General features: G+C 70.0%; 18 protein-coding genes, 1 tRNA gene and 1 pseudogene. 8 read left to right on the top strand and 12 right to left on the bottom strand.

The genetic code is table 11. From position 1 onward, the window contains the following. Positions 1-209: 209 nt before the first annotated feature. The 3 genes and pseudogenes from AAD496_RS02490 to AAD496_RS02480 all read right to left on the bottom strand — a co-directional run bounded on the left by AAD496_RS02490 (position 210) and on the right by AAD496_RS02480 (position 2054). Positions 210-1118, bottom strand: a complete 909-nt coding sequence (locus AAD496_RS02490; RefSeq protein ID WP_349827055.1) for a gamma-glutamyl-gamma-aminobutyrate hydrolase family protein — start codon at positions 1116-1118, stop codon at positions 210-212. Positions 1119-1170: 52 nt separating this feature from the next. Next, positions 1171-1551, bottom strand: a pseudogene (locus AAD496_RS02485) (gamma-glutamyl-gamma-aminobutyrate hydrolase family protein); the annotation flags it as partial. A 155-nt stretch (positions 1552-1706) separates the two neighbouring features. Continuing rightward, positions 1707-2054 carry a gamma-glutamyl-gamma-aminobutyrate hydrolase family protein gene (locus tag AAD496_RS02480; protein ID WP_349827054.1) on the bottom strand — a complete coding sequence of 116 codons (348 nt, stop codon included), beginning with the start codon at positions 2052-2054 and terminating at the stop codon, positions 1707-1709. 1 nt (position 2055) lies between these two features. On the opposite strand from AAD496_RS02480, the gene AAD496_RS02475 reads away from it, so the two are divergent. The 4 genes from AAD496_RS02475 (at position 2056) to AAD496_RS02460 (ending at position 6376) form a co-directional block, all read left to right on the top strand. After that, positions 2056-2574 carry a hypothetical protein gene (locus AAD496_RS02475; RefSeq protein ID WP_349827052.1) on the top strand — a complete coding sequence of 173 codons (519 nt, stop codon included), beginning with the start codon at positions 2056-2058 and terminating at the stop codon, positions 2572-2574. A gap of 211 nt (positions 2575-2785) precedes the next feature. After that, positions 2786-3103 carry a hypothetical protein gene (locus AAD496_RS02470; protein ID WP_349827051.1) on the top strand — a complete coding sequence of 106 codons (318 nt, stop codon included), beginning with the start codon at positions 2786-2788 and terminating at the stop codon, positions 3101-3103. A gap of 12 nt (positions 3104-3115) precedes the next feature. Then, entirely contained in the window at positions 3116-5305 is a 2190-nt protein-coding gene (locus tag AAD496_RS02465; protein WP_349827050.1) for a hypothetical protein, read from the top strand. A 15-nt stretch (positions 5306-5320) separates the two neighbouring features. After that, the gene (locus tag AAD496_RS02460) at positions 5321-6376 is read left to right on the top strand and encodes a hypothetical protein (protein WP_349827049.1); all 1056 of its coding nucleotides are present in this window, start codon (positions 5321-5323) and stop codon (positions 6374-6376) included. Positions 6377-6573: 197 nt separating this feature from the next. Here the strand turns inward: AAD496_RS02460 and AAD496_RS02455 are convergent. After that, positions 6574-6662, bottom strand: a tRNA-Ser gene (locus tag AAD496_RS02455). A gap of 280 nt (positions 6663-6942) precedes the next feature. Here AAD496_RS02455 and AAD496_RS02450 point away from each other — a divergent pair. Together AAD496_RS02450 and AAD496_RS02445 are read left to right on the top strand one after the other, a co-directional pair. After that, positions 6943-9162 carry an LCP family glycopolymer transferase gene (locus tag AAD496_RS02450; protein ID WP_349827048.1) on the top strand — a complete coding sequence of 740 codons (2220 nt, stop codon included), beginning with the start codon at positions 6943-6945 and terminating at the stop codon, positions 9160-9162. Then, positions 9159-11090, top strand: coding sequence for an FAD/NAD(P)-binding protein (locus AAD496_RS02445; protein WP_349827047.1), 1932 nt, complete (start codon positions 9159-9161; stop codon positions 11088-11090). The genes AAD496_RS02450 and AAD496_RS02445 overlap by 4 nt, the downstream gene beginning before the upstream one ends. A 145-nt stretch (positions 11091-11235) precedes the next feature. On the opposite strand, the gene AAD496_RS02440 is transcribed toward AAD496_RS02445, so the two are convergent. After that, positions 11236-13896, bottom strand: coding sequence for a YhgE/Pip family protein (locus AAD496_RS02440; RefSeq protein WP_349827046.1), 2661 nt, complete (start codon positions 13894-13896; stop codon positions 11236-11238). Then, a complete protein-coding gene (locus AAD496_RS02435) occupies positions 13896-16757 on the bottom strand; it encodes an MMPL family transporter (RefSeq protein WP_349827045.1) in 2862 nt (953 codons plus the stop codon). The genes AAD496_RS02440 and AAD496_RS02435 overlap by 1 nt, the downstream gene beginning before the upstream one ends. Before the next feature lie 175 nt (positions 16758-16932). Here AAD496_RS02435 and AAD496_RS02430 point away from each other — a divergent pair, with 175 nt between their 5' ends. Then, positions 16933-17577, top strand: a complete 645-nt coding sequence (locus tag AAD496_RS02430) for a TetR/AcrR family transcriptional regulator (RefSeq protein WP_349827044.1) — start codon at positions 16933-16935, stop codon at positions 17575-17577. 29 nt (positions 17578-17606) lie between these two features. Then, complete coding sequence (locus AAD496_RS02425) at positions 17607-18554, top strand: hypothetical protein (RefSeq protein WP_349827043.1); 948 nt, start codon at positions 17607-17609, stop codon at positions 18552-18554. A 13-nt stretch (positions 18555-18567) separates the two neighbouring features. Here the strand turns inward: AAD496_RS02425 and AAD496_RS02420 are convergent, their stop codons facing one another. The 6 genes from AAD496_RS02420 to AAD496_RS02395 form a co-directional block, all read right to left on the bottom strand. Further along, on the bottom strand, positions 18568-19998 hold the full coding sequence (locus AAD496_RS02420) for an amidase (RefSeq protein ID WP_349827042.1): 1431 nt from the start codon (positions 19996-19998) through the stop codon (positions 18568-18570). Positions 19999-20004: 6 nt separating this feature from the next. Then, positions 20005-21237: an amidohydrolase gene (locus tag AAD496_RS02415; RefSeq protein ID WP_433913716.1), complete on the bottom strand. Its 1233-nt coding sequence runs from the start codon at positions 21235-21237 to the stop codon at positions 20005-20007. A gap of 37 nt (positions 21238-21274) precedes the next feature. Continuing rightward, positions 21275-22018 (bottom strand): hypothetical protein, encoded by a 744-nt coding sequence (locus AAD496_RS02410; RefSeq protein WP_349827041.1) that lies wholly within the window; start codon positions 22016-22018, stop codon positions 21275-21277. A 20-nt stretch (positions 22019-22038) separates the two neighbouring features. Next, on the bottom strand, positions 22039-22818 hold the full coding sequence (locus AAD496_RS02405) for a DUF5058 family protein (RefSeq protein WP_349827040.1): 780 nt from the start codon (positions 22816-22818) through the stop codon (positions 22039-22041). 475 nt (positions 22819-23293) lie between these two features. Continuing rightward, positions 23294-24262 (bottom strand): HTD2 family dehydratase, encoded by a 969-nt coding sequence (locus AAD496_RS02400; RefSeq protein ID WP_349827039.1) that lies wholly within the window; start codon positions 24260-24262, stop codon positions 23294-23296. 279 nt (positions 24263-24541) lie between these two features. After that, a complete protein-coding gene (locus tag AAD496_RS02395) occupies positions 24542-26017 on the bottom strand; it encodes a hypothetical protein (RefSeq protein ID WP_349827038.1) in 1476 nt (491 codons plus the stop codon). Position 26018 lies beyond the last annotated feature (1 nt).

The following is a 26018-nucleotide window of genomic DNA, read 5'->3' as shown; positions in this document are numbered from 1 at the left end:
GGTCACGACTGTGGGACCTCCTGGTCGTCGGTCGGTCGGGCGTTGCGCGGTCACCGGTCGGGTCCGTGGGGAACGAACCCCGGGGAACGAACCCGGCCGACGACTCACGTTTCACATGGAACGGCAGGTGAGGCGGGCGCCACACTGCACCGCTCCCCGCATCATGCCACGCATGCGCGACGAACGGGTTCCTGTGACGGGTCCGGGAATCACGGACCGGCCAGGCGCGCGACCTCCGCACGGGTCCGGGCGACGGTCTGGGCCTCGCGGCGCAGACGGACGGCAAGGGCGTTCTCGGAGATCTCCCGGTCGATCCGATCCGGTACTCCACGGACCCGGAGAACCGGCCAGTGGGATTCCAGACCCGCGATGTCGATCTTCGCCTCCGCGAGTCCTTCCATGTGCACCCACTGCATCACCACGTCCCGGACCCGGTCGACGGATTTCACCACGTCGAGACGCAGGACGAGAACCTGACCGGCGAGCGGCGGGAACGGCGGCCGTGGCTGTGGTGGCACCACACGCCGCTTCGCACCCGTCGCCTTCTCACGAACCGCGGCGGAATCCCGCACGCTCCCCTCAGCGAGCAGCTTCCAGGCGATCCCCACCTGAGAACGTTCGAAGACAACCGCCAGGGTCGGGAGATCCTTGCCCGCACGGAACATCTCTTCGAGTCGGCGGCGCTCCTCCGATGTGTAGTACTGGCCCGCCCGGGCACGGTTCTCGTCGTCGATCGGCCCTTCCGCCGTCATGAGCAGTCGCACCAGGCAGACCACGACCTGTCGTTCGTCGATCTCCATGGCTTCGGTGATCACAGGGCCGGTTGACCCCCGGCGGCGGCGCACCTCCGCGAGGAAGGCACGGACGAGGGCACGGAGGAAGTCGTCCTCGTTCCCGTCCGGGTCCTCCGGGTGCCACCGGAGGCCGAGGATCCACGTCCTCCCGACCGCCTGCGTGCCCTCGACCACGCCGTCCTGCGCCCGGGCGACGACCTGCAGTCCCTCCCCCATGACGTCGACCGCCTGGTGGTGGCCGGACCGGACGGTCAACGGACCGGCACCGAGCACCTCGGCCGCGAGGGTCCCGGGGAGCACCTCGATCTCCTCGTCCTTGAACATCGGGTCTCCCGTCCTTGAACATCGGGTCTCCCGGCCCGCCGTGGTGCAGGTCGCCCGGCTGGATGTCCCCGATGATCGTCCCGCCCCGCGACACGTTGAGAAGCTGTGATCCGCGGCAGATCGCGAACACCGCCGCGTCGTCGTCCCAGGCCCGGCGCAGCAGGTCGAGGCTGTACTCGTCCGCCGCCCGGTCGACACCGTAGGAACCCGGCGGCAGTTCCTCACCTCCTCCGTAACAGGAGGGATGGACGTCACCACCACCCAGGAAGAACAGTCCCTCGGCGGCGAGCGCCTGCTCGGCCGGGACCCGCTCGCCGACCAGCGCGTTGGGATCGATGAGGTCGACGTCCGCGCCTTCCTCCAACAGGATCCGCACCGCCGAGGAGGTGAATGCCCGGATGAGGTCGTGGATCTCCTCGGTGAAGTCCGGCATCTGCAGCGGCCCGAGCACAGCGATCCGCACGGCACCCGACGCGATCTCCGGCATCGGGTCCGGGAACACCTCGTGTCGCTGCACGAACCACTCCGACCCGGGCACGGCGGCCGAACCGGCCACGGCCCCGTCCTCCGGCACCACCACGTCCTGCGTCATGCGACTCCCACTTTCGTCTGCTCAGACCCCGGCACCTCGGCCCGCCCGGCCACCCGCGCCTCCCGGACGACCCAGTCGAACATGCTCTGGTCGACGGCCAGGTCCGCGGCCCGGTCCTCGGGATTCCACTGCACCGCGAGCACCCGCGCGCCGGGCAGTTCCAGCGCCTCGATCACGCCGTCGTCCGCCCGCGCCGTGACGACCAGCCCGTCACCCACCCGGTCCACCGCCTGGTGATGATAGGACGACACCTCCACCCGGACGTCGCACCCCGTCGACGCCGGCACGTCCGGGCCGGCCTCCAGGGCCGCGATCGACACGGTCACCGGCAAGGCGAGCGTCAACGTGGACGACTACGGGCCGGAACTGGCCGCCGGCTACCAGGTGGGGAAGACGGCCGAGGGGTTCGAGGCGTGGACACGGATCGACGAGGAGGTACCGCCGACCTTCGGCCGCACCTGCCTCGACGCGATCGTCCGGGACCTGGGCCTCACCCCGCAGGAGATCACCCACGAGAAGCGACCGGAGTACGCACCGGCCGGAGGCCTGCATTCGAACGCCTTCGACACCGACATCGCCGAGAGGCTGGTGATCGGCTACACGGACATCGACCGGATCACGACGGAGGAGGGTCACATCTTCGTGTTCGAGATGACCGGCAAGATCTACGCAGAGGGCGAGGGTGACATCAACGTCTGGGACTTCACCGGCGAACCCGACCTGTACCTGAGCAACGGCACCGTGCCGACAATGATGACGACGTGCACCCAGTTGGTGAACCGCATCCCGGACGTCGTCGCGGCCCGGCCCGGGTTCGTCCCGGTGACGGAACTCCCCCGGATCCGCTACCGCGTGAGGTTCTGAGTCCGCGTCCGTCGAGGCGTCCGTCGCGGCGCACGGCGAGGCGCGCGTCGACGATTTCCGTCGGACACGGAAACGGGTGTCGTGTGGCCGTTCTGTCACAGGACACCCGTTCCGCCGCACACCGGTTCCTCCGTACGGTGTCGGAGGACGCCGCCTGCGTGCCGTCCATGACCCGAGCCGAGGGATGGAAGACACGGAAAGGAGCGGCCCCATGTGCGGTGGCGGTGACGACACCGGGACCGAGAAGGAACCCAACCGGTACCTGGAGAGCCTGCTCGACACGAAACCCCGCGTCCGCACCCGGTCGAACGACCTCGCCGACCGCCTGGACCGGGCGAAGACCGCATTCGACTCCGGCGCATGGATCGGCGGCACCTCGGAGGACTTCGCCGAGGACCTGCGCCACCGCCGGAACCAACTCGACATCTCCGGGAACATCGCACTCTCCGCTTTCTCCGACGAGATCCGTGTGCAGGACGACGAGCCGGAGGTGGACGCCGACGACTGGCGTGCCACCTTCTCCGTCTGAGGGGCCACCCGCATGGCACTTGCCGAGATCGGCCTCGAGGAGATGGACACCCTCGTCACCGCGATGACCGATGCGAAGGAGGACATCCGCGCCGACGTGCTCTGGCTGTCCCGTCGGGCGCAGGAGCACCACCTGACGAGCGAGTTCAGCGAGTCGGCCGACCGCACGTGCGAATGGATCGACGAGGTGCTCCCGGATCTCCGCCGGCGCCTTGCCCTCGCCCGGGAGATCGACCGGGCCACCCCCACGGAACTGTCGGTCGTCGTGATCGACGAGTCCGACCTCCCCACCGCCACGCCCCACGAGGCCGAACAGGACGCCCGGACCGTCGCCGAGGCGGCCTCCGGGTGGAACGCCGACTCCACAGACCCTCTCCCGCCCGAGATCCTGCGCCTCCTGCGGGAGAACAGCGGCGACCCGTACTTCGACGACCAGCTCGCGAAGTCCCTGCCCCCGGCGGAGTACGGGGCATTCATCGAGGCGCTGGGGAAACGGCAGTCGGAGCTCTCCCCGCGGCCGGTGACCGACAGGAACGGCGAGACCACCTACCCGTCCGAGGACGAGGTCCGTCAGGCCGAGGACTTCGGCCTGACGTACTACGAGATCGCCTCGCTCATGGGCACCTCGTACGCCAATTCGTCCCATCGGTGGACGCCGGAACAACAGACCGAGTGGAAAGCGCAGTTCCCGACCACCGGCACCGCACAGCATGCGTCCGCGCTCGGCTGGGCGATGACTTTCGGGACCTGGGACCCGGACGTCGTGCAGGGCACGGTCGAGCAGATGTACTTCAAGGAGCAGCGCTCCGGCTCCGGATCCAACACATGGATGAATTCGGGTTTCACCCTGCCGGACGGCACGCGGTTCCGGGACGCGATGAGCGGCGCTCTCATCCAGGTGGCCCGACAGCCCGAGCTCGCCCAGCGCATGCTCGATCCGGATGCCCCTGTCCGCGAGGTCGAGGGGACGACGAGCGCCTCCCGGAGGTACCCGCAGGGCGAGCCGTACACCGTCACCACCGCCAAGTTCCTCGAGTATCTGCTCGTGCGGGACTGGCGCGACGAGGGCGTGGCGCTCACCTCGGTCCTCGAGTCCGCGATGTCCCCGCACTCCCCCGACTACGAGGCGGCTCAGCGGATCGCCGAGCGCATGGACACGATCATCGAGGAGGCCGAGAAGGCCGCCGCCGAGGCCGAGGAGAAGAACTCCGGCCCGATGGCCTGGGTGCACGGGATCCTCGACGTCCTCGGCCTCGTCCCCGTGCTCGGCGAGCTCTTCGACGGACTCAACGGCATCATCTACACCGCCGAGGGCGACTTCGTGAATGCCGGGCTGTCGTTCGCCGGGATGGTCCCCGTGGCAGGGTGGGGATCGGTCGCGGCGAAGGTCTCCCGACAGGCCGAGAAACTCAACGATCTGCGCCGGATCGCGGACACGGCCGACACCGCCGCGGACGCCCGCCGGGCCGTGGACGCGCCGACGCCGTCGACCCCTGATCTGACGATCTCCTACGGGCATCTCGACAATGCGGCCACCGTCGGGCGGGGGACGGACCTCAAGGGGACTCTGCACATCGATCGTCCGAGCACCGGGACGTTCAAGGGTTGGAGCGAACGGCGCATCGTCCGGTGGGCGGAATCGAACAACATCTCAGCCGTCGACGTCGACAAGTCGTCCGTCAAACTCGGGACGGACGAACACTATGCCGCGTCCGTCCTCGCCGAACAGCAGCGGTTGGGCAACAAGTTCGACCTCGACGCATTCAATGCCAAGTACGACAAGAAGGTCATCGACAACCGGAAGGGCAACGCCTACGAGGAGGCCGTCCTGCTCTCGAACCAGGAGCGGTTCCCCACCCGCGACCCGGAGTCGAATTGGAAGGAGACGACCCCCGGAGCCGGCGACGACGGAGTCCCCTACCGAGCCGACGGGAGGAACGACGCCAGTAGCGACCGTCGGTACTTCGATGCCGTCAACGAGACCGAGCGGAAGGCCGTCGAGGTCAAGTCCGGGAAACCGATCGACAACTCCCGTCCCAAGAACGGCGGGGAGACACAATGGGAGAAGGACGTCGCGCTCGCCAACGGTGACCCACCGTGGGAGATCACCTACATCCTCTCGAAGGAACCGAGTGAGAGCGTGAAGAAGCGGATGCGGGACAACAATATCCGGTACGAAGTGACCGACACGGAATTCGGCTGAGTGGAGGACGAGAACATGGCGATGGATGACAAGGACGCGGACGACCTGGGCAGTCTGCTCGTCGGGGTCAGGAAGCGCCCTCCGCGGGCGGAGGCGGAGTCGTACTTCCTGTCCTTCACCGACTCCCTCCGGGAGGACACGCAGGCCTTCGTCGCGCATCTCCGCGAGGCGGGTGTCCTCACGGGCCCCGCCTACACGCCGGATTCCCTCGCCGCCGTCGAGGCGCACCTGCTCTCGCACCTCCACCGTCCCGCGGACCTGGAGGACCCGACCGTCCGGGCGGTCTTCCTCGGCACCTACCGGTACCTGGGCGAGACGATCCTCCGCAACGCCGGCGGTGACTGGGAGTGGGAGGAACTCTGGGAGCGTGGCGAGGAGGGTGCCGGAATGCCCTTCATCCGCGCGGACTCCCCCGCCGGATACGCGACCGGAGGGACCGTCGACGTGTACACGACCGTCCTCGGCGCCGCCGGGACGCGGTCCGGGACGTACTTCCGTGAGCTCCTCGACGCGATCCTGCGGAGCTTCGGGGAACCCGGTCCCATCGACCTGTCGTCCGGATGGCGGGGCATGGCGTTGGCGGCTCCGGAACGGATCAATCCGACCCTGGCCGCCTGGCTCGTCGACAACGACAGAGCAATCGATACCTGGACAACGGACCGGGTCTCATATGGCTCTCTGGACCTCTCACAGGAATCGCTTGATGCAGTCGAGCAGTGGCTACTGGATTCCTTCCCGACTGCGGATGCATTGGAGGATCGAGTTCTGGACGAAGACGTTCGGGGTGCGTCCCGGTACGTCGCCACCACTTTCGTCAGACACGGAGGAGGCCGTATCGATCTACCTCACGCCCCGTTCTTGAAGAACGTCAGGCGGGTGAAGGACGAGGACTCACACCCTTCCGTGTCTCACGTCTGGGAGCGCGGTTGTGCAGGTGCCTACGTACCCGTCTGGGACCTTCTGATGAACGCGGTCGACGATTTCCAGATCGGCTCCCGCACCCCCCGCTCCGGGGGCGTCCTCCGCGCCGCCCTGGAGAAGTACCGCTCCGAGGAACCCGACGTCGACTGACCCCACTCTTCCGATCGAGTGCGAGCTCCGTGGAACATCCGGGCCCTGGAGACGCCACTGACCTCGCACTCGATGCCGGCCGGGCTACCAGGAGGCGGCCGGACCACGGCCACACAGTGGCCACCGGACGTCACCCGGACACGACGAAGCCCCGCTCTCCCGGGTCTCACCTGGGAAAACGGGACTTCTTCACAACGCGGAGCCGGTGGGATTTGAACCCACGGTCCCCAGTTCAAGGGACTCCACCTTAGCAGGGTGGTGCTTTCGGCCGCTCAGCCACGACTCCAGTTCGTACCGCCCGCCCGCCCGGTTCACACCGGCGCGAACACGCGACCGGCACAAGCGTACCCGCGCAGAGCCCACGCGGGCAAAACACGGCGCGTGTCCCCCGCCGCCCTGTGGCCGACCCCACCACCGCAGCTGCGGCCCGCACTGGGCATCGTCCCAGGAAACGGTCCGTAGACTGCTGGCACCGGTACACGCACCCCACGTGTGTCCGCACGCTCAACACGGTCCGGTCCTCACCTGAGGGGTCGGCCCACCGTCCAGACGTCAGGAGTTCCTCGGTGCCAGAGAACGGCAACGGCACGCCGCCCGGCGAGACCGGCGGACCGAACCGTCCGCAGGAGGCCGGCACCCCGCCCTCCGTCTACTCGGCGTCCCGTCGACCGCGGTTGAGGTCCGAGCGCAGTGCACTGCCGGAGAAGGGCCAGGACTGGTCGACCCCGCCCCGCACCCGCGCCGAGGCGCGCGAACGCGAGCGTGCCGTCCAGAGCACCGACACCTCCGTCCACGAGGCCGTGCCCGAACAGGGCACACAGACGCCCGCCGAGGCGCCCCGTCCCGCCGACCCACCCCGTCCGTCCGCCTCCCCGCGCAGGCAGGTCCGCCTCCGAGGCGCCTCGTCCGGCGACACCCCGACCTCCCCGGGACGCGCTCCTTCCCCAGGCACCACCCCCGCCACTCGTGGCACCCCCTCCCCCGCCCCGAAGGACCGGGACACGTTCGTGCCCGCCTCCGCGGGCGCCTCGGCGGCGGGACCGGCGAACAGCACCGCGGCCGGGAGGACGACGACGGCCCGGAAGGCGACGCCACCCGCCGACGACCACGCCCCGGCCCGGCACGCCCGGACCCACTACGACGCCTTCCCGTCCGTGGCCGGGTGGACGAGCCTCGGCACGCTGTTGCCGGGCGCCGGTCTCATCCGCGCCGGCCGTCCCCGGATCCTCGGGTTCGCCCTGCTCGCGGCGTTCCTCCTGGGGATCGCCACCGTCGCCGCGTGGGTGTGGTGGCGGGGACCGGTGAAGGCCGCGGCCCGGATCGCCACCGACCCGCAGATCCTCGACCTCATCGCCGTGACGCTCGTGCTCGGCATCCTCGTGTGGCTCGCGGTCATCGTCGTCCAGTTCTTCGCGGTCAAACGACACCGCCGGTTCTCTCCCCCGCAGCGGGTACTCGGCGGCGTCCTCGTCGCCTCGCTCGCGCTCGTCGTCGGTATCCCCCTGGGTATCGGCGCTGCCTACTCGCACGTCCAGTCCACGACGATGTCGACCGTCTTCGGCGGGAACGAGGGCGTCGACCTCGACGGCGACGGCAAGGCCGACAAGGGTATCGACGCCGCCACCCTGTGGGCGGACCAGGAACGGGTGAACGTCTATCTCATGGGCCGGGACGCCGGCGAGGGCCGCACCGGCACCCGCGCGGACACCCAGCTCGTCGCCTCGGTCGACACCCGAACCGGCGACGCCACGATCATCTCGATCCCGCGTAACCTCAACCGTCCGGTCTTCCCGGAGGGCACGGCCCTGGCGGAACGCTGGCCCTACGGATTCAACTACTACGGTGGCGACCAGGACATGATCAACGCCGTGTGGACCTGGGCCGAGGAGGAGCCGCAGTCCGTCGGCGACACCGGCGGACTGGAACCCGGCATGTACGCCACGATGCAGGCCGTCGAGGGGTCCCTGGGCCTCGAGCTCGACTACTACGTGTCCGTCGACATGGAGGGCTTCGAGGACGTCATCGACGCCTTCGGTGGTATCGAGATCGAGGTCGAGCGCCCCATTCCCATGGGCGGCGGCACGAACATGAACACCGGAGCCAAGAACACCGTCTTCGGCTGGATCCACCCGGGCCCACAGACCCTCGACGGGTTCCACGCCCTCTGGTACGTCCGTTCCCGCGACGGGGCGGACAACTACGACCGCATGTGCCGCCAGCAGCGCATGCTCTCGACGACGCTCGACCAGGTGACACCGCAGGAACTTGCGCTGGCCTACCCCAAGCTCGCCAGCTCCTTCGGCACCCACATCCAGACCTCGATCCCGCAGAACGAGGTCGGCGCATTCGTCGAGCTCGCCGCGAAGGTCCAGGGTGCGAGCCTGGAGACGACCCAGATCAACAACGACGTCACCAACATGTCCTCCCCGGACTACGACGTCCTCCGCGCCTGGATCCAGGAGCAGGTCGACCCGCCGGAGCCCGTCGTCGAGGAGGGTTCCGAGGGCACGGAGGCCGGTGCCGAGGACGCGGACACCGCGACCGAGGCGCCCGCCCCGGAGGAGACCGAGCTCCCCGCCGAGGGCGCCGAGGGCGGCGAGGCCGCCGGTGGAGCCGAGCCCGTGAACCCCGCGGAGATCCCCGGCGGCTGCTACCCCGAGGGCTACGTGCCCGGCAGCGACACCTGGCCCGGCTACCCCGGCCCCGACGTGGACACCACCGGGGAGGCACAGACCACCGGTTCCGGCTCCACCGAGTCCGACTCCACCACCGGGACCGAGGGGTGAGCCCGCACCACGGGAGCGGCCGGGAGTCCGTCGGCCGGTCCTCCTCCCCCGCGCAGGTCGCCCGGGCGACGGGCCGCCCGCTCTCGGTCGCCGTGGTCGGGGCGGGCCCGCGCGGTCTGGGCGTCCTCGAACGGATCGTGGCGCTGGCCGGTGGGTTCGACGGGGAGATCCGCGTCCACCTCGTCGACCCCTACCCGCCCGGCCCCGGCCGGGTCTGGCGGACCGACCAGTCGCCGCTGCTGCTCATGAACACGACGATCGGCGAGCAGACCGTCTTCCCGGACACCTCGTCCGCGCCCCGGGTCACCCCGGTCGGCACCGGCCCCGACATGGGCACCTGGTACGTCGAGGTACACGGTGGGGAACCGGCCGAGGTCGACACCGTCTTCCCACCCCGCCGCCTCTACGGCGAATACCTCACCTGGGCGTACGAGCACCTCCTCGCCGCAGCTCCGGCGCATCTCGCCGTCACCCACCACGCCGCACGGGCCACCGATCTCGTCGACGCCGGTGCCGAGGACGGACCCCAGACGCTCCGCCTCGACGACGGGACCGTCCTCCAGGTCGACGCCCTCGTCCTCTGCCTCGGCCACGTGCCTGCCGCGCTCACCGACGAACGCCGCCACTGGCACGACTACGCCGCGTCCGGCGGGCTCGTGCACCTGCCGCCCGACCTCCCCGCGGACACCCCGGTCGACGACCTGGAGGCCGGTTCCCCCGTCCTGTTCCGCGGTTTCGGCCTCAACTGGTTCGATCTCCAGGCCCGGCTCACCACCGGCCGCGGTGGCCGCTTCGTCCCCGACGAGAGGCCCGGTGCCCCCGAATGGGCACTGCGCTACGAGCCCAGCGGCCGGGAGCCCGTCCTGTACCCCTCCTCCCGCCGCGGCGTGCCCTACCGGGCCAAGCCGATCGGACGCGCGAACCCCGTGCACCGCCGGGTACTGACCCACTTCCGCCCCGCGAACCTGCCGGACCCGCGCGACTCCGCGGGCCGACCCGTACCACTTCGCTTCGACGAACACCTGTGGCCGCTCGTCCTCGCCGACCTCCACGAGGCCTGGACCGCGGCCGGAGGGGAGGGCACCCCGCCCCTCCGGCATTTCCTCCGCCCCCTCGAAGGGGTCGTCCTCCGCTCCCGAGGCGCCGGCTGCGTCCCCTGGGACCACGCCGGGACCTCGGACGGGCACCCGGGGCAGGGCGCCTCGGCAGCGGGAGACGAGGCCGTCGACCTGCACACGTGGATGGTCGAGTGGCTACGCGCGGACACCGCGGCGGCCGTGGCCGGGCCCGAGGCGCACCCCGAGAAGGCACTGTTCGCCGTCCTGTGGGAGGCACGGCTGCTGCTCAAGGAACTCGTGGCGACCGGGCGGGTCGACGAGGAGAGCTACGCGACCGAGGTGCGCGGATGGTTCGAGGATTTCGTCGCGGGGATCTGCGACGGGCCGCCTCCGCAGCGGTTCGCCGAACTGGCGGCGCTCGCCGAGGCCGGGATCGTGCGGTTCGTCGGTCCGCAGGTGCGGATCACGACGACGCGGGCGGGTGAGCCGGCGGCCTTCGTCGCGCACACCCCGGCGCTGCCGGACGAGGACGTCCGCGCGCGGGCCCTCGTCGAAGCGGCGACCCCGGCCAACCGCGTGCTCCAGGCGGACGACGGGTTCCTGTCGCGCCTGATCGAACAGGGCAAGGTGACGGCCGGGGCCACGTGGGTCGAAGGGATCGAGCAGCACTCCAGCGGCCTGGCGGTCGTGGGACCCGCGATGCACACCCGTGACCTCCACGGCCGGGTCCACCCCGGCCGGTACGTCCACTCGATCCAGCTCTCCGGGGACCGGTTGGGGCTCGCGATCGCGGCGAACCCCGGCCGGGACACCCCGATGTTCCGCGATGCCCAGGCCCTCGTCGAGGATCTCCTCGACCTCGCGGGCTGAGGTGGCGCAGAGCGGCCGTAGCGGCGATCCTGGCCGCGTTATGTGGTGCCGACGGTCTATTTGCTCAAATAGACCGTCGGCACCACATGACGCGGCGGCTGCGCGGCCGAGCCGGCACCGGCGCGGTGGCACCGGCGCCACCGCGTCAGGCGACGGCGGCTCCCTGGGTGCCGACGAGGGTGCCGGCACCGACCGTGCGCTTGCGGGCCACGGCCACGACCCCGGCGGCCACGGACACGAGGGTCCACACGAGCAGGATCGTCACCCAGGAGCCGATGCCCCCGACCCCGGTCGCCAGCGCGGTGACACCCTTCATGAAGGGCGTGACCGGCATGAACGGCGCCACTGCGTGGTAGGCGGCCGGGACCGATCCGAGCACCGCACCGGCGATGCCGAACACCACGAGCACGACCGAGACGAACCGGCCCACCCCGCCGAACCAGGCGACGAGCGCGAAGTTCAGCGCCGTGAACGCCACCGCGGCGAGCACCGCGAAGAAGAACAGCGCGATGGTGTCCGTGAAGGTCGGGTCGAGCACGAGCAGGCTGATCGCCACGAGGACGAGCGCCTGGACGACCCCGACGAACACTCCCGGCACCAGTCCGCGGAGCGTCAATCGCCAGGACGACTTGCGCGACACGAGCGCCGCGGCCGGGACCGCCCGGATGACGGTGTAGGTCGCGAGCGCGCCGATCCACAGCGCCATCGCCAGGAGGAGCGCGACCGTCGAGGCGGTGTTGACGCCGTCGAGCAGGCCCTCCCCGTCGTCCCCGCCGATCGCCGAGGTCATGACGGCCGACAGGTTCTCCCGTTCACCCTCGTCGTAACTCGGGATCTCGTCCTTGCCCTCGTCGAGGCCGTCCGAGAGTTCTCCCGTGCCGTCGGCGAGCTGTCCGGTGCCGTCGGCCAGGTCCCCCACGCCGTCGGACAGGTCGCCGCCGTTCTCCGCGAGGGTTCCGACACCGTCGGTGTACAGGTCGATGCCGTCGGCCAGACCGGTCGCACCGGTCTCCAGGTCGTCGACGCCCTCACCGAGCTGGGTGACACCGTCGGCCAGGCCCGAGGCCCCGGTCTCCAGTTCGCCGACACCGTCCCCGAGGAGGACGACCCCGTCGGCCAGGCCCGAGGCGCCCTCGGACAGTCCCCCGATCCCCTCGGCGAGGTCTCCCACGCCGTCCGAGAACTGTTCGGTGCCGGTCCGCAGACCAGCACCACCGCCCAGCAACTGCTCGGCCTGGTCCTGTGGCAGGAGGGCGTCCGTCCCGAAGTCGGACAGGCCTTCGTCCAACTGTGAGGCACCGTCGGCCACCTGACCGGACACGTCCATGAGGGACAGGCCGGTCGCAGGGTCCTGCTGGTCGAGACCGTCGGCGGCCTGGTCGAGACCGGTGGCGACTCCCTGACCCATCCCGGCGGCATAGGCGTCGACGAGTCCGTCGCACATGGGCCCCTCGGGCCCGCCGACCTCGGCCGGGAGATCGGCGCACATCTGCGCGGCGATCGCGGCCCGCTGTTCCTCGCTCAGGGTCACCGCACCGGCCGCGGCCGTCTGGTCCGCGTTCGTCCGCAGGGTCTCCTGGTAGGTCGTGAGCCCGTCGTCCAGACCTGTCGCACCCTGGTCGAGCTGCGAGACTCCGTCGACGAGGTCACCGAGCCCGGCGGCATCACCGGAGCCGGAACCCGACCCCTCGCCCGATCCCGCATCCGCACCGGCCGTCAACTGCCCGCAGTACTCCACGAGCTCCGGATCGGTGACGTTCGCACCCCCGAGCGTGCACACGAGGGTGTCGACGCCGGTCGTGTACTCCGCGGCCCCGTCCGCCAGGTCCTCCGCGCCCGTCACGAGGTTCGGCGACCCGTCGGCGGGCTCACCCGAGACCGCGGTGTCGAGCTGCGCGGCACCGTCCGCCAACTGCTGGGCGCCGTCGACCATGTTCGTGCTGCCGTCGGCCGGTTCCCCGTCGATCGAGTCGCTCAGGGTCGAGACCCCGTCCGCCAGCTGCCGGGCGCCGTCCTCCATGTTCGTACTGCCGTCCGCGGGCTCCCCGTTGATCGAGGTGCTGAGGGTGCCCACACCGTTCGCCAGTTCCCGTGCGCCGTCGGACAGATCGGTGCTGCTCTCGTCGAGGGTGTCGAGACCGATGACGAACTCACCGAATCCCTCGTCGAGCAGGTCCGCGCCGTCCGACAGATCATTCGCGCCGTCGTCGAGGTCGCTCACGCCCTCGGCGATCGTGTCGAACTGTTCGCCGATGTCGTTGAAGCCCACGAGGACGTTGTCGAAGACCATCGACGCGAACTCCTCGTTGAAGGCCGTCCGCGCGGTCTGCGCGATCATCTGGCCGACGAGGGAGTCCGCGATCGGCGAGGTCTTCGAGCTCGTGACCTCCAATTTCGCGTGGACGGCCTCCGCCGGGTCCTCCTCACCGGTCGCGGACATCGCCTCGGAGGTCGACATGACGTTCTCGGAGAAGTCCTCGGGGATCGTGAGGACCGTGACGTAACGGCCGTCCGCGAGTCCCTCGGCCGCGTCCTCGTCGTCGGAGAGCACCCAGTCGATGTTCGTCTCGATCTCGGAATCGACGAGCCCGGCCGACAGCTGTCGGCCCATCGGAACGGTCTGCCCGTCGACCTCCGTTCCCTCGTCGTTGTTGACGATCGCGGCCTGGACGGTGTCCAGCCGGTCGTTCGTGTTCCACACCGCCAGGACGAAACCCGCCCCGATGATCACGGGGACGAGGATCAGTCCGAGGACGGACCACCACGTCACCGTGCGGCCGGTGTCCGCGCGTTCGAACAGTGCCATCAGTGCGTTCCTCCGTCGGTCTCGGGGGCCGTGGTCCGCGCCCCTGGCACGGCCATCGGCTGGGTGGGCAGGTCCGCCGAGGCGCCCGCGGGCACATCGACGGACGTGACGGCGGGTGCCCCGCCGGTCTGGGTCTCCGGGTGGGTCGCCGTGGTCGTCCCCGCGTGGACGTCGAGGTCGAGCAGCGTGTACTCGGTGCCCTCCGGCACGGCCCAGGCGCCTTCGGCCGTGGCGATGCCGAGGACGACGGTGGACCCGCGGGAGAGCGCCTCGGCGACGAGGTCGCGGAGGAGATCGGCGATCTCGTGGGTGCGGGGCTGATCGGCGTGGTCGATGACGAGCAGCTCCGGCGGGTCGGCCACGAGGCCACGGAGCACGGTCGGGGTGACGGCCAGGTCGTCGGCACGCGGGTCGACCATGACGAGCGGGGTGGCGCGGCGTACCTTGCCGGCCTGCTCGGGCATGACGAACTCACCGATCTTGAGCTCGCCGTGGGTGAGCGTCGTGCGGCCGGACAGTGCGAGCAGGAGACCCGCGGAGCCGGTACCGGTGACGACGAGCACCTCTCCCGGACGCAGGGCCACGTCGACCCCGGAGAACACCGTCGAGCCGGTGGCGCCCTCGAGACCCATGTCCTCCCCGTACACGCGGTAGGGCGAATCCGGCTGCGGCCAGTCCTTGAGCGCGACCTGGTGGAACAGGCCCTCGCCCTCGACGTCGAAGTGCGGGAGCACGCGGTCGAGCCAACGCGGCAGCCACCAGGCCTTGTCGCCCAGCAGCGCCATGACGGCCGGGACGAGCGTCATCCGGACGATGAAGGCGTCGACGAAGACGCCGACGGCCAGGGCCAGTGCGATCGACTTGATGATGTTCTCGCCGGTCGGCACGAAGGCGAAGAAGACGGAGAACATGATGACCGCGGCGGCCGTGACGACCTTGGCCGAGGACGTGAAGCCCTTGCGGATCGCGTCCTTCGCGCTCGCCCCGTGGGCGTAGGCCTCGCGCATGCCGGAGACGAGGAAGACCTCGTAGTCCATGGCGAGGCCGAAGAGGATTCCCATGAGGATGATCGGCAGGAAGCTGATGAGCGGTCCGGTCTGCTCGATGCCCAGCAGGTCCGCCAGGTGACCGTCCTGGAAGACGAGGACGACGGCACCGAAGGCGGTCACGACCGAGAGCAGGTAGCCGATCGTCGCCTTGAGGGGGACCGCGATCGAGCGGAACACCATCATGAGGAGGAGGAAGCTCAGGCCCACGACGAAGACACCGAAGGGCAGGAGTGCTTTGCCCAGCTGCTCGGACACGTCGATCTGGATGGCGGTCTGACCGGTGACCGCGGAGTCGAACCCGTACTCGTCCATGAAGTGCTGTTCCATGTCCCGCAGGTCGTGGACGACCTGGGTGGTGCGCGGGTCGTCGGGTCCGGAGGACGGCACGAGCTGGACCATGCCGGTGTCCGCGTTCTCGTTCGGGGTGGCGAGCAGGACCGTCTCGACGCCGTCGACGGCCTCGATGTCGTCGGCCACGTCCTCCATGTCGCCGAGTGGATCCTCGGAGCCCAGGATGTCGAAGGTCATGACGAGCGGACCGTTGTACCCCTCGCCGAAGTACTCGGCGGTGAGGTCGTAGGACTCCCGGGCCGGGCTGCCCTCCTCGGCCGAGCCGTTGGTGGGCAGCGCGAGTTCGAGCCGGGTGGCGGGGAAGGCGAAGACACCGAGTCCCACGACGATCACGAGGACGGTGAGGGCCGGGACCTTGGTCGCGAACCGTTCCCATCCGGCGTAGAACCGCTGGAACACGGTGGTCCGGTCCGTCCCGTCGGACTTCGTCCGCGGGGCCCGGGGCCGGAGACGTTCACCGGCGAAGCCGAGCAGCGCCGGCAGCATGGTGAGCGCGATGAGGACCGCGACTCCGACCGTCACCGCCGCCGCGATGCCCATGACGGTGAGGAACGGGATCCCGGCGATCCCCAGTCCCACGAGCGCGATGATGACGGTGACACCGGCGAAGACGACGGCCGACCCGGAGGTCGCGACGGCGCGGGCCACGGACTCCTCCACGTCGTGCCCCTCGGCGATCGTGTCGCGGGCACGGGAGACGATGAAGAGGGCGTAGTCGATCCCGACCGCCAGTCCCAGCATGAGCGCGAGCATCGGGGTCGTCGAGTTCACCGTGAAGAAGGCGGTCGACAGAAGGATGAGCGTCATGCCGATCCCCACGCCGACGATCGCGGTGACGAGGGGTAGACCTGCGGCGACGAGCGACCCGAGGGTGAAGAAGAGGACGACGAAGGCGATGACGACGCCCACGCCCTCGACCCAGGAGATGTGCACGCCGGTCACCTGGTAGATGCCACCCCCGGGCGTCGCCTGGGTCCCCTCCGGCAACTGGGCGACGAGGTCGTCGGCCACCTGCTGGAGATCGTCCCCGGTGCTCTCCGGGAGGTCCGCCACCTGCCCGTCGTACTGGACGCCCACGATCGCGGCGTCCTCGTCCTCACTGATGTTGCCGTTCACCATCTCGTCGAAGGGAGAGGTGACCGCCGCGACGTCCGGCAGGTCCTCGATCTCCTCGACCGCGCTCTCGATCGCCGCGCGGTAGGGGTCGGCCGTGACGTCCTCGCCCTCGGGGGCGACGAGCATGAGCGTGCCCGAGGCGCCGCCGGCCTGGGAGAAGGTGAGCGACAGTTGGTCCATCGCCTCCTGGCCCTCCGAGCCGGGGATCGTGAAGTTGTCGTCGAAGGGCTTCATGAGCAGACCGGCCAGGGCGCCGAGGAGCACCAGCACGGCCAACCACGCGCCGACGAAGGTCCACCGTCGCCGGAAGGCCGTCCGTCCGAGTTCGTACAGGAATGAGGACACAGCACCGCTCTCGTGTCAGAGGTCGTCGGGGGATCCGTCCACACAGACCCGGTTCAATACAGGACTGTATCGGATACAGTGTTGTATTGTTCTCCTCGATCCGGGATCGTGCAAGTGGCCGTGAAGAGGCCCACAGCCCGGGTGGAGCGCCAGCAGGAAAGCGAGCACCACGACCGTGACCGTTGCCGAGATCACCCCGCGCCGTCAGCGCACCCGCGACCGGTTGGTGGACGCCGCGATCGGAGTGATCGCGGAGGTCGGCGTCGTGGGTGCCTCCATCGAGGCGATCTGCGAGGCCGCCGGCATGACCCGCGGAGCCTTCTACTCGAACTTCGCGACGAAGGACGACCTGCTCCTGGCGATCATAGACCGCCAGGTGGGCAGCGCCCTGTCCGACATCCAGGGCACGCTCGCCGACGACCTCTTCGACACCGCCCGCACCGAACACCCCGAACCCACGCAGGCACTCGCCGCGGCCATCCACCAGGTGTTCGACCGCAAGCCGCTGGTGCCCCACATCGTGCTCGCCGAACGCCAGATCGAGCTCTACGTCCGCCGGGTGCCCGAACTCCAGCAGAAGTTCGACGAGCTCCTGGCCACCCACATGCGCGAGCTCTCCGTCCTCGTCGAGAACGCCCTCGCGGCGATCGGCGGCCGCCCCACCATCCCCACGCCCGAGCTCCTCGACATCCTCGCCGACCTCGCGAAGGCCGCCGAGCTCAAGGCGCTCACGGGCGTGGAGGGCGCCTCGGCGTCAGGGTCCCGGCTCGACCCCGCGGGGATCGTGCGGGTGCTCACCGCCTTCGTCACCTTCGGATGACCGAGTCCGGAGCCGATAGGCTGGCGGGCATGTCGCAGACCACTGACACTCCCACGACGCCGGAGGAGCAGGCCTTCCGCGCCTTCCTCACGAACATGCCGGTGAAGCTCACGAGCTTCGTCGAGGCGGACCTGCCCCAGAAGGTGACCGTCACCCAGGACGGCGCCGAGGCGGAGAAAGCCTTCCTCAAGGACTACTCCCCCGGCTCGCTCGTGATGGTGGAGAACTATGCGATCGGGCGGCTGCAGAAGCCCGAGGACTTCACCGATCCGCGCAAGCAGCGGTTCATCGAGGGTCTGGTGCGGTATGTCGGCGAGGTGTTCCTGCGCTCGCTGGGCGGTGAGTGGGACGTCGACCCGAGCGGGGAGACGACCGGGGACGGTGTGCCCTTCGTCCGGCCGGATGCAAAGGACGGCGAGTGCGCGGGCGAGCCGGTGCACATCACCGGCCTCGTCCTGCGCGCAGCCCAGGTGCGGGACTCGCGGGTGTTCGCCACCGCGCTCGCGGACACGCTCGTGGCCGGGTTCGGGGCCGAGGGTGCGCCCTTCCGGACGTGCACCGGCATCATGATCACCGAGGACAGCGGGAACGCGCTGTCGCCCGAGGAGGAGAAGCAGCTGCTGCGGTTCCTGCCCTCGGTCGAGCCCGGGATCGCGCAGTGGGTGAAGCGCCAGGAGAAGCCGGAGCTGTTCACCTTCGACCGCGACTCGCTCGTGCTGCTGGGGCGCCTGGTAGAGGCGGCCGCGGACCAGCTGCTCACCGACGAGTTCTGGCACGGCGGCGCCGCCCGCTACCTGGGCGAGACCCTGCGGAAGAACGGGTTCGGCACCTGGCGGGTCCGGGGCGAGGGCCCATACGTCGTCGTCGGGTCCGGGGCCGGGAAGAAGACCTACTTCCCCGGTGCTCTGCTCACTGCCGCGGAGACCGACCCCAAGGCGCCCGCCCGCGCCCTCGACGAGGTTCTCGGGCAGGGCTGAGGCGGGTCCCGGCTCAGAGATCCGGGTGACGTTCGTGCACCCGGGTCGCCGCCTCGAAGGCGTGGGCGACGCGCAGGAGCTCGACGTCCTTGCCGGGAGCGGCGACGAGCTGGATGCCCACCGGCAGGCCCGACTCGCTGAATCCGGCCGGCACCGACACCGCCGGGCACCCCGTCGCGGAGATGAGCGTCGCCGCCCGCATCCAGTCGAGGTAGGTCTCCATCGGTTCCCCGTCGATCTCCGTGGGGTACTCGATGTCCGCGTCGAAGGGCAGCACCTGGCTGGTCGTCGTCACGAGCACGTCGTGCGTGGTGAAGTAGGACTGGAGCGACTGCAGGAGCGCCACCCGCGCCGCGTCCTTCGCCACCAGGTCGTCCGCCGTGAGCGCGAACCCCTTCTCCGTGTTCCACACGACGGAGTCCTTGATCTCGTCGCGCCGGGTGCGCACCAGCTCACCCCAGTTCGCGGCGAAGTCGTAGGCCCGCTGGACGTCGAACACCTCATCGGCCCGCGACAGGTCCGGCAGCGCATCCGTCACGTGCGCGCCCAGGTCGCGGAACACCTGCTCCTGGACGTCGACGACCTCCCGGACCGCTTTCGCGACCGGCACCATCCCGTGGAAGTCCGGGGCGAACCCGACCGTGATCCCGGACAGCGAGGGCTCGTAGGTCGACTCGTACCGGAACTCCGGCAGGTCGAAGACGGACCCGGCTTCCGGGATCGAGGTGGGGCTCGCCGGATGTGGACCGCAGCCGACCGACATGAGCAGCGCGACATCGCCGACCGTCCGGCCCATGAAACCACTCGTCGCCAACCACGCCCAGGGGTTCGCCGGCGGCACGTTCGGGATCCGCCCGGCACTCGGCCGGAAACCGACACAGTTGTTGAAGGACCCGGGTGTCCGCAGGGAACCACCCATGTCGGACCCGTCGCCGGAGGCCTGGATGCCCGCGGCGATCGCGGCCCCGACCCCACCGGAGGACCCGGAGGCCGACTTGGTCCGGTCGTACGGGTTGTAAGTCGTCCCGAAGATCGGGTTGAAGGTGTGGGACCCGGCGGCGAACTCAGGGACGTTCGTCTTCCCCGTCGTGTTCACACCGGCGGCCTTGAGCCGCGCGATGACCAGGTGGTCCTCGGTGGGCACCGCGTCCATCGTCGGGGACCCCCAGGTGGTGCGGATCCCGGCTGTCGGATGGGTGTCCTTGTGGGTCATCGGCACCCCGTGGAGAGGACCCAGACGCTCCCCCGCGGCGAAGGCCCTGTCCGCCGCGACGGCGCGTTCCATCGCCCCGTCGACGTCGAGGGTCACGACGGCGTTGATCTCGTCATTCACCTCGTCGATGCGTTCCAGGTGGTCGTCGAGCGCCTCGACCGCGCTGAGCTGCCCGGAGGCGATCCGGCCGGCGAGTTCACGGGTGGACAGCCAGGTGAGTTCACTGGGCATGGAACCTCACTTCCCCAGGTGCTTGAGCAGTGCCGTGAGTCCGGTCCGCACGGCCGCGTCGAGGCTCACCTCGATCGCATCCGGGCCGAAGTACGGCGAATGGTTGCCGTAGATCGTCTCCCCGGACTCGTGCTTGGCAGCAGAGTATCCGCCGAAGAACCAGTAGACATAGGGCACGCCGATCACGTCACCGAACAGGCCGAAGTCCTCGGAACCGGTGACGGCGTCGCGGACGATCACGTTCTCCTCACCGAGCTCGGACCGGAAGTCCGCGACGAGGGACTCGGCCAGTTCCGGGTTGTTGTAGCAGCGCGGGAACCGGGAGAGTTCCTCGATGACCGGTTCCGGGGCACCCGCCGCCACGGCCTCACCGTTGATGATCCGCTCGATCGCGGCGAGCACGGTCGCCCGGATCTCCTCATCGAAGGTCCGGACGTTGACGGTGAACCACGCGTCCTCCGGGATGATGTTCTCCTTGAGGCCCCCGTGGAACGACCCGATCGTCACGACGGCCATCGCCGTCGCCGGGATCTCCCGGGACACGACGGTCTGGAGACGGGTCACCATGGCTGCGCCGAGGACGATCGGGTCGATGGAGTTCTCCGGCTGTGACCCGTGGGCCTGCTTGCCGCGGACCGTCACCTTCCACGAATCGGCCATCGCCATCGCGGTGCCGACCGAGGCCTCGACCTGACCGGCCACTCCCGGCCAGATGTGCTGACCGTAGACCGCCTCCGGCTTCGGCGCGCGGTCCCACAGGCCGTCCTCGACCATCGCCTTCGCTCCGGCCGCGGTCTCCTCACCGGGCTGGAACAGGAACACGAGCGTGCCGGACCACAGGTCGCTGTGCGTGCTCATCGTCTTCGCGACCTGCAACGCCGAGGCGATGTGCGAGTCGTGTCCGCACCCGTGCATCACCTTCGTCGGGGTGCCGTCGGGCAGGACTCCGTCCGCCGTCGAGGCGTACTCGAGGCCCGTGCCCTCCTCGATCGGCAGGCCGTCGGTGTCGGCGCGGTAGGCGACGACGGGACCGTCACCGTTCTCCAGGACACCGACCACGCCGGTGCCGCCGCACCGGAAGGTCGGGATGCCGTATCCGGCCAGGATCTCCTCGATCCGGGCCGCCGTCTTCTCCTCCTGCATCGACAGTTCGGGGTTCTCGTGGAACCAGCGGTAGGTGCCGACGAGTGCGTCCATGTCGGTGCGCAGCGTCTCGGTGAGTGCGGGGGCGAGTGCCATGGGTGGGGTCCTCACGTTCTCGTGGTGGTCGGGGAGGTCAGTTGACACCGGCAGCGTCGTCGGAGTCGTAGCGGTCGCCCTTGTTCCGGGTGAACCAGACGATCGCCACCGTCAGGATCACACAGAGGGCGACGTTGAAGCCCTTGATCATGCCCGGCATCCCCGGGATCTGCATGACGCCGACGGACATGACGAGTCCGACGCCGAGAGCGATGACGGTGGTCCGCACGTTCTTGGCCGCTGCGACGAGCTGGACGACGACGCCGCCCAGGATGGCCGGGAGGATGTACGTCTGGGCGATGACGGTCGCCGGTTCCGGGGTGATCGAGACGATCCAGGACCCGAGGAGCCCGACGAGCAGGAGCATCGAGGCGACGTGGACGAAGGCCGCACCGCAGATCGCGGCGGTCGCCGCATAGGACCCCTTCTTGGTACCCGGCTTCACCGCGAGGGCCGACTGGGCGACGATCGCGGCGGGCAACAGCTTGTTCGAGATGTTGCCGATCATGAAGGCCTGGTACATCCCGGCCGGCCCGAGGATCGGGAAGTACGTGATCGGTTCGACGAACCAGAACACGGCATAGGCACCGGCGACGGCGGCGAAGGCCACGAGGATCTGGGTCGCCTCGACCGGCACGTCCGAGAACAGGACGAAGTGGAAGGGCATGTAGGTGGCGAGCACCAGGCCGAGGCCCATGGTGATGGTGCCCCAACCCATGGTGGTCCGGTTGAAGTCCGCGTCCATGGCCGCGTGGGTGGTGGTGGTCGATGTGTTCGACATGTGTGAGTCCTTCCCCTCTCTCAGGCGGCGATGCCGGGCACGTTGTAGTGGGCGATCCCGGTGACGACGAGGGCGGTGAGCACGGAGAAACCGAGTGCCCATTCCTTGAGCCAGTGTGTATCGGTCACCTTGGCGATCCACAGACACAACGCCATGACGAGGGCCGAGACGACGACCGCGACGACGTGGCCCCAGGACTTCGGGAGCTCGGTCGCGGTGAGAGCACCGAAGGCTGCGAGCAGCGCCGCCGACGGAACGAGTGCCATGAGCGCCGGGTTCACCTTCGTGAGGGAGTCGGAACCCTTGGACAACAGCGGCGTCGCGATGAGGGTGAAAAGCATCCATCCGGCACCGGACAGGCTCATGGCGCACAGTGCGACGACGAAGACCGATTGCGTGTAGGTGTCGGAGCCCAGGTCGGCACCCATCGTGCCGGCGGCGATCTGGGCGGAGGCCGTCTCCGTGGCGGCGGACCCGATGAGCCCGACCCGCACGAGGATCGGCGGGGTGCCGAACACCGGCAGCAGGGCGATCGCGACGAGCACGACGGCCAGCGAGGGGCCGATCGCGGAGACCGCACCGGACCGCATGGCCGTGTTGACCTCCGCCTTCGTCATGTCCGCCGAGGCCGCGTTTCGGCGCACGGCCATGAGGAAGACGGTCGACTGGAGCAGGATGACGACGAACACCGCGAGCGCGATGATCCACGGCACCGGGGAATTGGCGAGACCGGGGATGTCCTGGGCGGCCGCGGCTTGCACGAGCGTGGCCGCCGGAGGCTCCGGAAGGGCCTGAATCATGGGGATCCTTCCTCAGGCGGGGTGGGGAGCACCACCACCGGGCGGTCGTCCGCGTATTGCATCCGCGCCGGGGAGCGCGGGTCGCGGGTCGGTGCGTGTCGCGGAGCACGGGGATCGTTCCGCGGCACACCGGTGACCGGTGGTGGTGCGCCCCGTCCCCCTGGGGATGTCGGGGTACGAGGAGCGGCGTGACTCGTGAGAGGGGTACCCGGTGGGGCCGGGCTGTATACGATCCTAGTCCTGATGCGACCCCGGACACGAGACCCTGCGGGCGATCGGGCCGAATTTTTCGCAGGGTTTACACAGAATGTGTAGGACGGGGCGGACCGGGAACCGGGCGACGCAGGAGCGTCCGGGCAGGCCGGGAAAGCCGGACTGGCCGGACATGAAATCACGGCCGCATGTCGTCATCACGGTGTTCGAGGACCGTGACGGCGACATACGGCCGTGATCTCGCGCGTGCGGGCGCGGCGCGTCAGGCGGTGAGGGTACCGGTGAGGCAGACCCGGCCGTCGGGCCCGAGGGTGGCGAGCTCGTAGGTGGCGGGCGCCTCGGCGGCGTCGGTCTCCGTAGTGCCCTCCTCAGTGGCCGCCGCGCGGCCCACGTAGGCGACGGGCATGTGGTCGAAGAGCGGGGACCGCGCGGAGAACCGGAAGGTCCGCGGGGTGACACCCGGGTGGGCGCGCATGAACGCGTCGACCATGTACGTGGCGGACAGCGGGCCGTGCACGACGAGTCCGGGGTAACCCTCCTCGCCGATCGCGTAGTCGCGGTCGTAGTGGATGCGGTGGGCGTTGAAGGTGAGCGCCGAGTACCGCAGGAGCATGGTGGGGTCGGGGCGGACGTGGTGAGCCCACTCCCAGTCGGAGGTGTCGGCCGGCTCCATCGCCAGACGGTCGGCCACGGACTGTGCGGGAGCCGTGGCTCCGGAGTCCTCCTTGTAGACGATCGTCTGCACATCGGTCGTGGCGAGGTCGTCCGAGGCGAACACCTCGTGGCGGACCGTGAGGAACACGAGCTCACCGGACTTCCCGGACTTGTGCACGGTGTTCTCGATCGTCTGGACCTCACGCAGGGACTCGCCGACGGCGATCGGCCGGTGGAAGGTGACATCGGAGCCGGCCCACATGCGCCGCGGCAGCGGGACCGGCGGCAGGAAACCGCCCTTGTGCGGGTGACCGTCGACGCCCAGGTCGCTCTGGCGGGCGTCGGGGTTGAACTGCAGCCAGTGGGCGACCGGCATGAGGTGCCCGTCCCACGGGTCGCCCGCGTGGTCGAGGGTCGCGGCGAGACCGGTCGACTTCGAGGCGGTCGCCACGTCGTGCGTGACCAGGGTGCGGCCGTTCCACTCGCGCAGGTGGTCGATGTCGATGGCGGGGGTCGTGGTGGACCCGGAAGTCGTCGTGGACCCTGCGGTGGTCGGGCCCGGTGCCTCGGCCGTCATGGGGTGCTCCTTCGTGTCACGTCGTCGTGGAGTGCGTCACGAGCCTAGCGCGCGGCCCGGTCCGGGCCCCGGCCGGGGAGGGTGCTCCGGGTTCAGGGGGCGCTACAGGATCAGGAAGGGCGATCTCGCGCGGGAGGCCGCATGACTACGAGCACGATGTCGTTTCGCAGGACAGATGTCTCGTAGTCACCCGTGATGACGAGACATGAGGCTCGTCATCACGCACTTTCCTCGCAATCCCGGAGGCCGACACCCACGCCTCGGCACCCCGACGGTTCCTCACGGCTGCAGCACCACCACGCCGCCGTCCGTGTCACGGGCCAGCACGGCACCGCCGGTCACCCGGAGGTCCGCGAGGCCACCCGCGTCGAGCCCGGACACCGCGCCGAGCTCCGTCGTCGACACCTGTCCGTCATCACCGATCCACACGAGCACCTGCCCGTCCGTGGCCGGGTCGTCCGGTGCGCTCAGGCACCAGTAGCCGGTGTCCGCCGGCGCGCATTCCGGCACGGAGGCGAGCGCCGGCGCGTCCGTCACCTGCCGGTCAGTCTCCCGCTGGTACAGCCGGATCTTCCGGACCGGATCGATCGTGCTCGCAGGCGGGTCGATCTGCAGGACGGTGTTCCCGGTCGTCCCGGCGAGCACCCCGCCGGACCCGCACTTCGCGTGCGCCACGAGCGCCCCGTCGTCGGCGACGACCACGACCTCGTCGATCGTCGGCAGCCCCAGTCCGAGGTTCGGCGCGATGCCCCCTCCCCCGGTCCCCGTCCGCAACGGGTTCTCCCGCCGGATCACCGCCGCGGTCCGCACGCCGGCCGTGTCGCACACCGGCCGCTCGGCCTTCACCGGGACGGCGAGCGCCCCGAAGTGCGTCCACATGAGCCCCGTCGACGCGGGCAGTCCGATCTCCTCGAGGTCGACACGGGCGAGCACCTCCCCCGTCCCGGGGTCCCGGAACTCTCTGGCCGGTGCCGGGCTCCCCGCCGCTGTCGAGGCGCCCTGTCCCCCGGTGCCCTCCGCGGCGTTGCCATCCGCACCGGCGCCCTGACCTGCCACGACGTGAACCTGTGCCGTCTCGGTGGCGTCCTCGAGGGTGTCGTCGAAGGACCCGAGCACCCGACCGTTCGTCAGGTCGACGTGCAGGCGCGTCACCTCGGCGGCCTCCCCTGCCGGTTCGTCCCCGGACGGCGCACCGCCGATCTCCAGGTACCCCGTGGAATCGGCGAGGGCGCGGACGGTGAGGGGCGCCTCGGCGGCGGACAGGGCACGGGACAGGTCCGTGTCCACCGGAGCGGCGGCGCCCGGAGCGATCTCCCAGGTGACGGCGCCGGTGAGCGCGTCGAGGACGGTGATGCCGCGGTCGCCGTCGGTCGTGGTGGTGAGCAGGAGGGCGGTCCGACCGTCGGGCGTCACGTGGACGTCGAGGTCGGTCGACTCGCGGGACCAGGACCACAGCGCGGTTCCGCTCGCCGCCTCGACGCCGCGCAGGACGGGGGTGTCGGCGTCCGCGCCCTCCGTGACGAGGAACCCCGGGCCGCCGGGCCACAGGTCGCGGACCGGTGCCTGCCCGGCGTAGGTGACGGCGCTGGTGAGCACGGTGTTCTCGGGTGTCACGGGGACCTCCACGGGGTCGGCGGTCGTCGAGGTGGTCGGCGGGGTACGGTCACCGAACAGGGTGATCCCGGCGACGACGAGGACGGCGAGCGCCACGAGTCCGGCGAGGACGCCGACGAGCAACCTCCGGCGCGATTTCATT

This window comes from Brevibacterium litoralis, from assembly GCF_040212315.1.
GTDB lineage: Bacteria > Actinomycetota > Actinomycetes > Actinomycetales > Brevibacteriaceae > Brevibacterium > Brevibacterium litoralis.
This window is presented reverse-complemented; position numbering and strand designations above follow the sequence as displayed.